The 12,179-nt window shown below is 74.0% G+C and carries 13 protein-coding genes; 3 read left to right on the top strand and 10 right to left on the bottom strand.

Annotated features, from left to right (window positions below; all coding sequences use genetic code 11):
- Positions 1-95 precede the first annotated feature (95 nt).
- The 6 genes from ACWD4B_RS27160 to egtA form a co-directional block, all read right to left on the bottom strand.
- On the bottom strand, positions 96-308 hold the full coding sequence (locus tag ACWD4B_RS27160; RefSeq protein ID WP_336413792.1) for a dodecin: 213 nt from the start codon (positions 306-308) through the stop codon (positions 96-98).
- 214 nt (positions 309-522) lie between these two features.
- Positions 523-1,008 carry a universal stress protein gene (locus ACWD4B_RS27155; RefSeq protein WP_451423218.1) on the bottom strand — a complete coding sequence of 162 codons (486 nt, stop codon included), beginning with the start codon at positions 1,006-1,008 and terminating at the stop codon, positions 523-525.
- On the bottom strand, positions 1,005-1,979 hold the full coding sequence (egtD, locus tag ACWD4B_RS27150; RefSeq protein ID WP_451423217.1) for an L-histidine N(alpha)-methyltransferase: 975 nt from the start codon (positions 1,977-1,979) through the stop codon (positions 1,005-1,007). The genes ACWD4B_RS27155 and egtD overlap by 4 nt, the downstream gene beginning before the upstream one ends.
- Positions 1,980-2,000: 21 nt before the next feature.
- Entirely contained in the window at positions 2,001-2,741 is a 741-nt protein-coding gene (egtC, locus tag ACWD4B_RS27145) for an ergothioneine biosynthesis protein EgtC (protein ID WP_451423216.1), read from the bottom strand.
- Positions 2,741-4,072: an ergothioneine biosynthesis protein EgtB gene (gene egtB / locus ACWD4B_RS27140; protein WP_451423215.1), complete on the bottom strand. Its 1,332-nt coding sequence runs from the start codon at positions 4,070-4,072 to the stop codon at positions 2,741-2,743. Before egtB ends, egtC begins: the two co-directional genes overlap by 1 nt.
- Positions 4,072-5,349 (bottom strand): ergothioneine biosynthesis glutamate--cysteine ligase EgtA, encoded by a 1,278-nt coding sequence (egtA, locus tag ACWD4B_RS27135; protein WP_451423214.1) that lies wholly within the window; start codon positions 5,347-5,349, stop codon positions 4,072-4,074. Before egtA ends, egtB begins: the two co-directional genes overlap by 1 nt.
- A 160-nt stretch (positions 5,350-5,509) precedes the next feature.
- Here egtA and ACWD4B_RS27130 point away from each other — a divergent pair, with 160 nt between their 5' ends.
- On the top strand, positions 5,510-6,856 hold the full coding sequence (locus tag ACWD4B_RS27130) for a cytochrome P450 (RefSeq protein WP_451423213.1): 1,347 nt from the start codon (positions 5,510-5,512) through the stop codon (positions 6,854-6,856).
- On the opposite strand, the gene ACWD4B_RS27125 is transcribed toward ACWD4B_RS27130, so the two are convergent.
- From ACWD4B_RS27125 to ACWD4B_RS27110, 4 genes are all read right to left on the bottom strand, one after another.
- The gene (locus ACWD4B_RS27125; protein ID WP_451423212.1) at positions 6,808-7,563 is read right to left on the bottom strand and encodes a bestrophin-like domain; all 756 of its coding nucleotides are present in this window, start codon (positions 7,561-7,563) and stop codon (positions 6,808-6,810) included. The two genes, ACWD4B_RS27130 and ACWD4B_RS27125, sit on opposite strands and share 49 nt — an antisense overlap.
- Positions 7,564-7,584: 21 nt before the next feature.
- Complete coding sequence (locus ACWD4B_RS27120; RefSeq protein ID WP_451423211.1) at positions 7,585-8,118, bottom strand: hypothetical protein; 534 nt, start codon at positions 8,116-8,118, stop codon at positions 7,585-7,587.
- Between the two features lie 282 nt (positions 8,119-8,400).
- Positions 8,401-9,165 carry a crotonase/enoyl-CoA hydratase family protein gene (locus ACWD4B_RS27115; protein WP_451423210.1) on the bottom strand — a complete coding sequence of 255 codons (765 nt, stop codon included), beginning with the start codon at positions 9,163-9,165 and terminating at the stop codon, positions 8,401-8,403.
- Positions 9,165-10,808, bottom strand: coding sequence for an acyl-CoA dehydrogenase family protein (locus tag ACWD4B_RS27110; protein WP_451423209.1), 1,644 nt, complete (start codon positions 10,806-10,808; stop codon positions 9,165-9,167). Before ACWD4B_RS27110 ends, ACWD4B_RS27115 begins: the two co-directional genes overlap by 1 nt.
- Before the next feature lie 63 nt (positions 10,809-10,871).
- Between ACWD4B_RS27110 and ACWD4B_RS27105 the strand changes: the two genes are divergently transcribed.
- Both ACWD4B_RS27105 and ACWD4B_RS27100 read left to right on the top strand, forming a co-directional pair.
- Entirely contained in the window at positions 10,872-11,681 is an 810-nt protein-coding gene (locus ACWD4B_RS27105; RefSeq protein WP_451423208.1) for a PaaX family transcriptional regulator C-terminal domain-containing protein, read from the top strand.
- 94 nt (positions 11,682-11,775) lie between these two features.
- Positions 11,776-12,179, top strand: a 404-nt coding sequence (locus tag ACWD4B_RS27100) for a response regulator transcription factor (protein WP_451423207.1), incomplete at its 3' end; no start/stop codon positions are given.

Here is a 12,179-nt window from a genome sequence, read left to right as displayed (position 1 = left end):
GCCCCCTGTTTCCCGAAACAGACGGCAAGCGTGCCGAGCCGCAGCCGTCAACGTCCAGAAAAATCAAGGAGGTTCATCCGTACGTGGATGAGCGCTCAGTGCTCCTCGAGGCGGAAGCCCACTTTCATGCCCACCTGGTAGTGCGCGATCGCGCCGTCCTGGAGGTGCCCGCGGACCTGGGTGATCTCGAACCAGTCCAGCTGCCGCAGGGTCTGCGCGGCGCGGTCGATCCCGTTGCGGATCGCCGCCTCCACGCTCTCCTGCGACGAGCCGACGATCTCGGTCACCCGGTAGGTGTGGTTGCCCATGTCTCCACGGTGCCCTGCCCGTCCCGGGTGCGCGAGGTGGATGCGCCCGAAGGGGCGCGGGGAACTGCGCGACCAGCCACGACGCGCCCGCAGACGAGGTACCCGGGGCTTCGCCCCGGACCCATGGGGTCGTGCGTCGGCTGCAGGCCGCCGGTGGCTGGTCGCGCAGTTCCCCGCGCCCCTTACGGGGCGCCGTGGTGCCGCCAAACGTGCCCTACGGCACGACCGTCACCGGCCACCGCCCCGCCTTCACCAGGCGGACCGCCACCGAGCCGATGATGCGGTGGCCCGCCTGTTCCGAGGCGCCGACGACCACGGCGTCCGCCGTGAGGTCGTCGGCCGCCTTGACCAGGCCCGCATACGGGTCGCCGCGGAAGGTGTGGAACTGCCAGCGCAGCCGGTACATGTCCTGCAGGCGCTCCGCCGTGGCGCGGATCTCGGCCAGCAGTTCCTCGGCGACCTCCTCCGTGGTCTCCGCGACGGGCGCGCCCAGGGCGGCGCTGCCCGTCAGCATCGGCTGCACGTAGACGAGCGCGAGCAGCGCGTTCTGCCGGCGGGCCAGGCCCGCCGCGTAGGCCGCGGCGCGCCAGGACGGGTCCGAGCCGTCCACGCCCGCGACGATCACCTTGGGGCCGTCGGTGCCGCGCTCGAAACCGGCAGGGAGGGTGCTGCCCTGCGCCTCGTTCGTCTCCTCGTTCACACAGGGAGGTTAACCGGCACGGACAGGGACAGCGCGAAGCGGCCCTCCTCGTCCGTCCACCAGTGCGTGAGGTCCAGGCCCGCCGCCGCCAGCTCGGCGCGCACGCCCTCGCGGCGGAACTTCGCCGAGACCTCGGTGCGCAGGTCCTCGCCCGCAGCGAAGGGGACGGCGAGGTCGAGCGAGGGGATCTTCACGACGACGTCCCTGCGGGCCCGCAGCCGCATCTCGATCCACTCCTGCCGGGCGTCCCACAGCGCGACGTGGCCGAAGTCGTCCGGGTCGAAGTCCGCTTCGAGTTCGCGGTTGATGACGGTCAGGACGTTCTTGTTGAACGCGGCCGTCACCCCCCGGCCGTCGTCGTAGGCAGCGACGAGGGTCCGCTCGTCCTTGACCAGGTCCGTGCCCAGCAGCAGCGCGTCGCCGGGGGAGAGCGCCGCGCGCAGGGCGCGGAAGAACACGGCCCGTTCGTCGGGGAGCAGATTGCCGATCGTGCCGCCGAGGAAGGCGAGCAGCCGCGGCCCGGGCGTGTCCGGCAGGGCCAGGCCGTACTGGAAGTCGGCGACCAGGGCGTGCACGGACAGGTCCGGGTGCTCGGCGAGCAGCGTGTCCGCCGCGCCGCGCAGGGCGCTCTCGCTGACGTCGACGGGCACGTAGGTGTCGAGGGCGGGCAGCGCGCGGATGAGGTGGCGGGTCTTGTCGGACGAGCCCGAACCCAGCTCGACCAGGGTGCGGGCGCCGGTGGCGCGGGCGATATCGCCGGAGCGGTCGACGAGGATCTCGCGCTCGGCGCGCGTGGGGTAGTACTCCGGCAGCAGGGTGATCTCGTCGAACAGCTCGCTGCCGCGGGCGTCGTAGAACCACTTCGGAGGGAGCTCCTTGGGCGTACGGGTCAGCCCTGCGGAGACGTCGGCGCGCAGGGCTGCGGCCGTGGCGTCGAGGGGGAGGGCACGGGTGAGGACGAACGGGCTCACGGACGGGGCTCCTTGTGCCGGTTACAGCGGGGACAGCGATACGTCGGTGCGGTCGGCGGTGAGAAGGGTGCGGTCGGGGACCTCGGTCCAGCGGGGGTCGTCGTCGTACGGCTCGGAGGCCACGACCGTGCGGCCGGGCGGGCCGCAGAGGTACCAGAGGGAGTCGCCCCACGCGGTGGCGGCTATGCAGGAGCCGTCGGTGAGCAGGAAGTTGAGGCGGGAGCCGGGTGCCGCGCCGTCGAGGTCGGCCACCGCGCCCGCCAGTGCGGGTCCCGGTGCCTCGCCCTCGCGCAGCCGGTGCTCCACCAGGGCCCAGGCGAACGCCGAGTCGGTGCGCGCGGCCAGCCGCAGCAGCGTGCTCGCGGGCAGCCGGGCGGTGAGCGGGGCGACGGAGTCCGGCCACCCGGTCAGCGCCCCGTTGTGGCTGAACAGCCAGCGTCCGGCGGCGAACGGGGCCGCGGCCGCCTCCCCGTCGGCGCCCGCCGCGGTCGCGTCGCGCACCGCGGCGAGCAGCGCTCCGGTGCGCACGACCCGGGCCAGGTCGGCGAAGGAGAGGTCCGCCCACACCGGTCCGGACCGCCGGTAGCGTGCGGGGACGGGGTCGCCGGGCGCGTACCAGCCGACGCCGAAGCCGTCCGCGTTGACCGTGCCGTGCTGCTGCCGGCGCGGCGCCCAGGACTGGCGCAGGAGGGAGTGGGGCGGGTCGACGAGGGTCTCGCCGAGCGGTGACTCCGGGCCCAGGAAAGCGAGATGACGGCACATCAGACGGGCTCCGCGTCCCGCACCGTGCGGAATCCGGAGAAGATCTGCCGGCGCACCGGCAGGTCCCAGTTGCGGAAGGTCCCTCTGCAGGCGACCGGGTCGACGGCGAACGAGCCGCCGCGCAGCACCTTGTGGGCGTCGCCGAAGAAGACCTCGGAGTACTCGCGGTAGGGAAAGGCCCGGAAACCCGGATAGGGCAGGAAGTCGCTGGCCGTCCACTCCCACACGTCACCGATCAACTGCCGCACGCCCAGCGGCGATGCGCCGCCCGGATACGCCCCCACGGGCGCCGGGCGCAGATGCCGCTGGCCGAGGTTGGCGACGTCGGGGGACGGGTCCTTGTCGCCCCAGGGGTAGCGCCGGGACCGGCCCGTGCGGGGATCGTGGCGGGCGGCCTTCTCCCACTCGGCCTCCGTGGGCAGCCGCCGCCCGGCCCAGGCCGCGTAGGCCGCGGCCTCGTACCAGCTGACGTGCAGGACCGGTTCCTCGGGCGGTACGGGCTCGACGGTCCCGAACCGGCGCCGGATCCAGGCGCCGTCCTCGCGGCGCCAGAACAGCGGCGCGGCGAGCTCATGCCGGCGCACCTGCTCCCAGCCCTCGGGATGCCACCAGCGCGGCTCGGTGTAGCCGCCGTCCTCGATGAACTGCAGATAGGCGCCGTTGCTCACCGGCACGGTGTCGATGAAGAACGACGGCACGAGGCGCGGGTGCGCGGGCCGTTCGTTGTCCAGTGCCCACGGCTCCGTGGACGTGCCCATGGTGAACGGGCCGCCCTCCACCAGGACTTCGGACGGCAGCAGCGCCGCATCCGGCTCCGCCCGCGGCGGTTCGGGGGCGGTGAGCGCGGCGGGGCCCCGGCGCAGCTGGTGGGTGATGAGCATGGTCTCGTCGTGCTGCTGCTCGTGCTGGGCGATCATGCCGAAGGCGAAGCCGCCCGCCAGCAGCGGGTCCGCGCCGTCCACGGGGGCGTGCTCCAGCACGTCCAGCACCCGGCCGCGCACCTCGGCGACATAGCCGTGCGCCTCCTGCGGCGAGAGCAGCGGCAGCGCGGGCCGGTCGGCGCGGGGGTGCGCGAAGGCGTCGTACACCGAGTCGATCTCGGGGCGCAGCGCGTCGCGGCCGCCGACGGTCCGCAGCAGCCACTGCTCCTCCTGGTTGCCGATGTGCGCCAGGTCCCACACCAGCGGCGACATCAACGGCGAGTGCTGTGCGGTCAGTTCGTGCTCGTCCACGCAGCCCGTGAGCGCCTGGGTGCGCTCACGGGCCGCCAGCAGGGCATGCGCTGCGCGCTGCCGCTGTGCTTCGGGCCGGGGCCCGGGGGCAGCGTGCATCAGTGGTTCTCCTTGCCGTTCACGTGGTCGAGCAGGTCGTCGGCGGGGCACCGGCGGCGTTCCACGTACCGCTCGGTGAACTCGTCGACGGCCGCCAGGACGCGGGGCGACGCCCCGAGCCTGGGCAGCGCCTCGCGGGCGGCCGCGAAGCAGACCACCGCCGCCGCGTGCAGCTCCGGGTCGGACAGCCCGTGCCGGGCGGCGTTGAGCCACAGCGGATTGCGCGGTGTCGGCCGCATCCCCGCCGTGTCGGCGAGGGCCTTCACCACGCGGTGGGCCGTCTCGGCCGCCGTGGCGTCGTCGAACAGGGCCGCCGTGACGGCCACCGGCACCAGCCAGCCGTCCTCGCCCGGCTGCGCGTCGATCATGCGCAGTTCCAGGTGCCCGCGCGGCCGTATGGGCGGGAACAGCGTGGTCAGGTGATAGTCCACATCACCCGTGGTGACCGGCCGGGGCCGCCCGGTGCGGACCCAGCGGCGCAGGGCCAGCCCCTGCTGCACGGACCACGGGCCGGCCTCGGACCGCACGAACATCACCGGCGCGTCCAGGGCGTACGCCGCCCACGCCGAGCGCGGTTCGAGGTCCTCGGCCGGGGCCAGGGTGCGCCCCGGGTCCATCTGTGCGTAGCAGGCCTGCCGGGTGGACCGCCACCCGGTGGGCTTCCCCAGGTGCAGCGGGGAGTTGGCGAAGGCCGCGGCGAGCACCGCACCCAGCAGGTGCGCCAGCCGCCAGCGCCGCCCGTACCCCATCGGCCCCGGTTCCTCGTACCCCGCGTCCACACAGACCTGGACGGACGCGGTGCGGCACATCACGGTGCGCCCGGCGCCGTTGATCCGGTCGTAGTAGATCTCCATCGCGTTGTAGCGCGGCTCCATGAGCACCCGGTCGGGCTGGTACCAGGGTTCCTTGCCGTACCCGGCCAGGACGAGCCCCAGGTCGCGCAGGGCGGAGCGGGTGAGGGAGAGATCGGCGGAGAGGTCCTCCACGCAGGAGGCGAGGGAGTCCGCGGGCCGCGAGCTGAGTTCGATCTGGCCGCCGGGCTCGATGGTGAGCCAGGAGCGCAGCGGCAGGGACCGCAGCCGGTCGGCGGCGGCTGCCAGCCGGGGGGCGGAGACGGGGCGGGCGGGATCGCAGAGATCGTGGACGAGCCATTCGAGTTCGACGCCCAGCAGCCTGGGCGGTCCGGTCTTGAAACAGATTCCGCGCAGGTACGCCTCCGCCTCGGCTTCGTCGATCGGCCGGGCGAAACCTTCCTTCTCGATCTGGCCGTAGGTCACGCTCCGTACCTCCCGTGTCAGGGGCCATGGCCCACCCGAGCAAGGCCCTTGCCCGAAAGCCCCGGCCGGGAAACGCGCGGAGCTGCCACGGAGCCCTCACCGGTCAACATTCTGTCGGCCTCTTGACGCGGCCGCCAGGTGAGCGCTTACGGTCCCTGGCGTGACCGACCGTGCCCCGACCTCCGAGGTGTTCGACCCCGCGACCTACGCCCGCGGCGTCCCGTACGCACTCTTCCGCGAGCTGCGCGACCACAGCCCCGTGTGCCGCGTGCCGGAACCGGCCGTCGGTCCCTGGCCCGCGGGCCCCGGCTACTGGGGCGTCTTCCGGCACGCGGACGTCAAGCACGTCCTGCGTACCCCGGAGCTGTTCTCCTCGGCGCTGGGCGCCACGCAGATCCGTGACCCGGACACGGCGGACGACCTGGAGTTCGTCCGGTCCATGGTGCTCAACCAGGATCCGCCCGCGCACAGCCGGCTGCGCCGGATCGTGGCCGCGGCCTTCACACCGCGCGCCGTGCGGGAGTTGGAGACGGCGATCGAGGAGCGCACCCGGGCGCTCGTCGACGGCGTGGCGGAGCGCGGCGCGGCGGACTTCGCCGAGCTCGCCGCCGACCTGCCCGTGCAGACCCTGGCCGATGTGCTGGGGGTGCCGCACCAGGACCTGCGGCTGCTGTTCGACTGGGCGAACCGGGTCATCGGTTACCAGGACGCCGACTACGCGCAGTCGCGCACCGCCGACCCCGCCTCGCTCACCCCGATCGGCCGCGCGGCCCTGGCCCTGCGGCCCTCCGCCCCGCCGGTCCGGCCCGACGGCTCCCCGGTCAACCCGCGCTCACGGCACGGGCTGCCCGACATGTTCCACTACGCCCACGCCCTGGCCGAGGCGCCGCGGCCGGGCAGCGTGATGGCCAGAATGGTCGCGGAGGGGCTCACCCGCGAAGAGTTCGAGAACATGTTCTTCATCCTGGTGGTGGCCGGGACCGAGACCCTGCGCAACTCGCTGCCCGGCGGCCTGCTGACCCTCCTGGACCACCCGGACCAGTACGAACTCTTCCGCACCCGGCCCGACTTGACCGACTCGACGGTCGAGGAGGTGCTGCGCCACTGGTCACCCGTGGTGCACATCCGGCGCACCGCCGTCCGGGACACCGAACTCGGCGGCGTCCGCATCCGGCGAGGCGAGAAGGTCGTCGTCTACCACCCCTCCGCCAACCGCGACGAACGCGCCTTCACCGACCCCGACCGCCTGGACATCACCCGCACCCCCAACGACCACGTCGGCTTCGGTTTCGGCCCGCACTACTGCCTGGGCGCCCACCTCGCCCGCGCCCAGCTGAGGGCCATGCTGCGCACGGCGGCGGACCGGCTCCCCGGCCTGGAACGGGCGGGGGAGCCGGTCCGGCTGACCTCGAACTTCCTCAACGGCCTCAAGCGCCTGCCGGTCAGATGGAGACCGGCTCAAACGGAGAACAGGTCGGTGAACGGGCCTGCAGCATCGGCCACATGATGGCCGAACGGTGAGTTGAAGTCCCAGATGAGGAACAGGAGGAAGGCGATCAGCGCGCTGTAGGCGCCGGCGAGCAGCAGCTCGCGCGGTGACCTCCTGATCTGCAGGGTGAAGATGATCCCGACGGCCACGACGGCTCCGGCGACCAGACCGAACCACACCACGCCGGGCATGGTGTCGTCCGCGTTCGCCGCACGGGCGTTGCGCGCGGCGTTGGCCGCACCCACCTGATCCAGCAACGGCTGGTACGACTGGGCCTCGTGGTCGTTGCGCGGCTGGTACGAGGTGACGTCGTCCCGCACCTTGTCCAGCAACTGCGCACCGTGCTCGGTGAGTTTCTGCTCCTTGAGCATCACGGGCCACTCCTTGTGGACCACGTAGCTCGCGTACGCGGTGACGTCCTTGCGCGTCCGGTCACGGGCGTCCGGCGCAAACGCCTGCACCCGCTCGTGCACCTCGTGCAGCGCCTGCGCCTCGGCCTGCACCGTGGTCTGCGCGCCGTTGCGGGCCTCCCAGACACCGGCGATGGCCAGGCCCAGCACGATGGCGTAGACCACGCCGATCATCATCGTCATGTACTCGATGACGTTCGGGGTTTCGGACGGGTCGTCGTCCTCGCTGAGCCTGCGCTCCCTGAGCACGGTGATGGACAGGACCACCGCACAGGCGGCGGCCATGGCAATGGCCAGAACCAGCCATTCGGACAAGGGGGAACCTCCGGTTCGGGATCAGCGGCTGCGCCCGCCCGAGCGCGGGCGCAGGACGGCGGCGGCGAGCACGGCCGGGGCGGTGAGCACGAGCATGAGCGTGACGGGCGAGGACTCGCCCTGCGCCGGCGGCGCGGCGACGGACTGGCGGTAGGCGGCGACGTGCCGGGCCGACTGCGTCGGGGGCTTGGGGGAGGGTGAAGGATCCTGCGGCGGGTCGGGCTCCGGGGCCGCCGCCGGCTCCGCCGGGGCGCTGCGCGCGGCGAGCGGGGACGGGGGCGGTGGTGGCGGCGCGGGGCGCGCCGGGACGGGTCCGGGGGACGGCATGGCCGACGGCTCGGGCGAAGGCGACGGCCGCGGGGCGGGCGTCTCGCGGCAGAGGCTCACCACGGACCAAGTGTCACTGGCGACGAGGCAGTTCGGGCCGAAACGGACGTAGGGCTCGGCGGGGGCCGGCTCCCCGGACGGGTCCGGTGGGGATCCGGCGGCCGTCATCGTCAGCACGGCCATGGCGGCCAGGATTCCTGTACGTCCGGTCCGGGCCCATGCGGTCACGTGGAGATACTGGGGGGGCACGCGGGGTGCGGGCCAGTCGGCGCGGCCGGATTCCTTCGATGGGGTGACATCAGGACGGAGCGCCCCGTCAGGGGCGCGGGGCTGTTGACTCCCCCAGCTACCGCTGGGAGGTACCCCCAGCGGCTCCGCCGCGTGGGCGCGACCAGCCATGACGCACCCGCAGGTGACGTGCTGCCCCGGCATGGCGCGTCGGCTGCGGGCCGCCTGTGGCTGATCGCGCAGTTCCCCGCGCCCCTGACGGGGCGCGCCCCGGGGCACCCCCTACCCGAACGCCCCGTGCCGCCCCTCCCCGGACGCGAAGCGGGCCGCGCCCGCCAGTGCCTCCGGCAACACGGCCAGCCCGCCGGCCAGTTCGGCGGCCATGGCGGCCTCCTCCGTCAGCCCTTCCTGCGCCAGCACCGACGCCCGGTCGGCCCGCAGACACGCCTGCGGGAAGCGCGCAATCTCCGCCGCCAGCGCCTCGGCGGCGGCCCGCCCCTGCCCCGCCGGCACGAGGCGATCGGCGAGCCCCATCGCCAGTGCCTCCGCCGCCGGTACCGGCCGTCCCGTCAGGACGAGGTCCATTGCGCGGCCCATCCCGATGAGCCGCGGCAGCCGCACCGTGCCCCCGTCGACGAGCGGCACCCCCCACCGTCGGCAGAAGACGCCGAAGACGGCGTCCTCCTCCGCCACCCGCAGGTCGCACCACAGCGCCAACTCCAGGCCGCCCGCGACGGCATGACCGCTGACGGCGGCGACGACCGGTTTCGTCAGGCGCAGCCGCGTCGGCCCCATCGGGCCGTCGCCGTCCTCCGTCACCCGGTTGCCCTGCTCGGTGCCCATCGCCTTGAGGTCGGCGCCCGCGCAGAACGTGCCGCCCTCGCCCCACAGCACCGCCACCCGCGCGGTCTCGTCCGCCTCGAACGCCCGGAAGGCGTCGGCCAGTTCGCGGGCCGTCGGTCCGTCGACGGCGTTGCGCACCTCGGGCCGCGACAGGACGACCGTCGTGACGGGGCCCTGCCGCTCCACGCGCACGGCGGGTGCCATCAGGCCTCCTTCGCCGAGGCGCGGTCCAGGATCGCGCCGAGGTCCGCCCCGGTCGGCAGCGTGCCGAACGCGTTCCCCCAGTCCGCGCCGAGCCGCGAGGCGCAGAAGGCGTCCGCGACGGCCGGGTCGCCGTGGCGCACCAGCAGGCTGCCCTGCAGCACGAGCGTGAGCTGCTCGGCGAGGCGGCGTGCGAGCAGCTGCGCCCGCGTGGGGTCGGACAGTTCGCCCAGCAGGGCGCGTACGCGCGTGACCGCCGCGTCGAGCCGGGCGTCGGCCCCGGCCGCCGCATCGACCTCCGCGAACCAGGCGTCCAGCCCGGCCGGTTCCTTCTGCAGCGCGCGCAGCACGTCGAGCGCCGCCACGTTGCCCGAGCCCTCCCAGATGGACAGCAGCGGCGCCTCCCGGTAGAGGCGCGGCATGCCGGACTCCTCGACGTAGCCGTTGCCGCCCAGGCATTCGAGGGCCTCGGCGGCGTGGGCGCTGCCGCGCTTGCAGACCCAGTACTTGCCGGCGGCGAGGGCGAGCCGGCGCAGCGCCGCCTCCCCGGTGTCGCCCGCGACGGACCGGTCGACGGCCGCCGCGAGCCGCATGGCCAGCAGCGTGGCCGCCTCGGACTCGACGGTGAGGTCGGCCAGGACGTTGCGCATCAGCGGCTGGTCGATGAGCTCGGCGCCGAACGCCCGCCGGTGCGCGGCATGGTGGACGGCCTGCCGCAGTCCGGCCCGCATGCCGGCCGCGGAGCCGAGGACGCAGTCGAGCCGGGTCATGTTGACCATCTCGACGATCGTGCGCACCCCGCGCCCGGGTTCGCCCACCGGCCAGGCCACGGCCTGCTCGTACTCGATCTCGGCCGAGGCGTTGGACCGGTTGCCGAGCTTGTCCTTCAGCCGTTGCAGGCGCATCGCGTTGCGGGTGCCGTCGGGCAGCACGCGCGGCATCAGGAAGCAGGTCAGACCCTCCGCGGTCTGTGCCAGCACGAGGAAGACGTCGCTCATCGGTGCCGAGGTGAACCACTTGTGCCCGGTGATCGTGTACGAGCCGTCGCCGGCGGGCACGGCGGTCGTGGTGTTGGCGCGGACGTCCGAGCCGCCCTGCTTCTCGGTCATCGACATGCCCGCGATCAGCCCCTGCTTGCCCAGCGGGGGGCGCAGCCCGTAGTCGTAGGTGCGCGAGGCCAGCAACGGCTCGTAGACGGCGGCCAGTTCGGGCTGGGCGCGGAGCGCGGGGACGGCCGCGTAGGTCATCGAAACGGGGCAGCCGTGGCCGGGTTCGGCCTGGGCCCAGACGTAGAACTTCGCCGCGCGCACCAGGTGCGCGCCGGGGCGGGCCTCGGCCCAGGGGGCGGCGTGCTGGCCGCTCTCCACGGCGGTGGTCATCAGCTCGTGCCAGGCGGGGTGGAACTCGACCTCGTCGATGCGGTGGCCGTAGCGGTCGTGCGTGCGCAGCACGGGAGGGTTCGCCTCCGCCGTCCGCGCCCAGTCCTGCACCTGCTCGGACCCGGCCCGGGCGCCGAGCGCGCGGACCTCGGCCTCGCCCCAGCCGCCGCCCTCGCGGCGCAGCGCCTCCAGCAGCGCCGGGTCGTCGGCGGTGGTGAAGCCGGTCAGGGGCGGAGCCTGGTTGAACACTTCGTGCGTGGCGCTCATGGCGTGACCTGCCTCCGGTCGGCGACGCTATTACAGTTTTATGATGCGTGATGGAGGACTGTAATGGACAGGGGTGCGACGGACATGGCCGAGGACGACACCGACGAGACCGACAACACCGGACCGCTCTCGCTGCGGCCGCTGACCGCACGCTCGGTGGTGCTCTCGACCCTCCTCGGCCACCACCCGCCCGCCCTGCCCGCCCGCGCCCTGGTCCGCGTCGGCGAGCTCTTCGGCACCGCCGAGGGCACGATCCGCACCGCCCTGACCCGCATGGTCGCCGCCGGTGACCTGGAACAGCGCGACGGCACGTACCGGCTCACCGAACGGCTCCTCGCCCGCCAGACCCGGCAGGACGACAGCCGCGCCCCGCGCACCCGCCCCTGGGACGGCCGCTGGGAGATCGCCGTCGTCACCCCAGAACGCCGCACCGCCCCCGACCGGGCGGCGCTCCGCCAGGCGATGGCCGCCCTGCGCCTGGCCGAACTGCGCGAGGGCTGCTGGCTGCGCCCCGCCAACCTCGTACGGGACCGCCCGGCCGTGGTGGCGCAGCAGTGCACGGTCCTCACCGGCGCCCCCGAGGGCGACCCGGCGGAGCTCGCCGCCGGGCTCTGGGACCTGTCCGGCTGGGCCCGCCGGGCCCGCGCCCTGGAGGCGGCTCTCGATGCCCTGCCCGGGCGCCCCGGCGACCTCGCCGAGCGCTTCACCGTCTCGGCCGCCGTACTGCGCCACCTGCTCGCCGACCCCGTCCTGCCCGCGCCGCTGCTCCCCGCGGACTGGCCCGGCGACCGGCTCCGGCACCGCTACGCGGCCTGGGACCGCGACTTCCGGGGCCTGCTCCTGGAGCACATCGGTCTCCCGGGCCCGGCGTGAACATGCCCGGCGGGAATATGAGGAGTCCGTGACAGTTCCGGCGTTCGGAGGACCCAGGGCACATCTGTGTGATTGCACGACGGATACTGGCCGCATGTCACGCGTGCTTCTGATCGAGGACGACCGGGCCGTAAGGGAAGGGGTCACCCTCACCCTCCGCCGCCGCGGCCACGAGGTCGAGGCCGCGGCCACGGGCGGGGCCGGGCTGGCGGCCCTGGAGACCTTCCGCCCCGACCTGGTCCTGCTGGACCTGATGCTGCCGGACAAGAGCGGCTTCGAGGTGTGCCGCCAGATCCGCACCACCCAGCAGATCCCGATCATCATGCTCACCGCGCGCGGCGACGACATCGATGTCGTCCTCGGTCTGGAGGCCGGCGCCGACGACTACATCGTCAAGCCCGCCCGCGGCGAGGTCCTGGAGGCACGCATCCGCGCCGTCCTGCGCCGGGCCGCCCCCGGCGACGGCGGCGCCCCCGAGCCCGCCACCGGCCGGCCCGC

It is taken from the genome of Streptomyces sp. NPDC002536, assembly GCF_053594995.1.
Note: the sequence above shows the minus strand (reverse complement) of the source record. Positions and strands in the feature narration are given on the sequence as shown.

Excerpts from the sequence above, each read along its gene's own strand:
- ACWD4B_RS27160 (WP_336413792.1), bottom strand. The coding sequence starts at position 308 with ATGGGCAACCACACCTACCGGGTGACCGAGATCGTCGGCTCGTCGCAG.
- egtC (WP_451423216.1), bottom strand. The coding sequence starts at position 2,741 with ATGTGCCGTCATCTCGCTTTCCTGGGCCCGGAGTCACCGCTCGGCGAG.
- egtB (WP_451423215.1), bottom strand. The coding sequence starts at position 4,072 with ATGCACGCTGCCCCCGGGCCCCGGCCCGAAGCACAGCGGCAGCGCGCA.
- ACWD4B_RS27115 (WP_451423210.1), bottom strand. The coding sequence starts at position 9,165 with ATGGCACCCGCCGTGCGCGTGGAGCGGCAGGGCCCCGTCACGACGGTC.
- ACWD4B_RS27110 (WP_451423209.1), bottom strand. The coding sequence starts at position 10,808 with ATGAGCGCCACGCACGAAGTGTTCAACCAGGCTCCGCCCCTGACCGGC.
- ACWD4B_RS27105 (WP_451423208.1), top strand. The coding sequence starts at position 10,872 with ATGGACAGGGGTGCGACGGACATGGCCGAGGACGACACCGACGAGACC.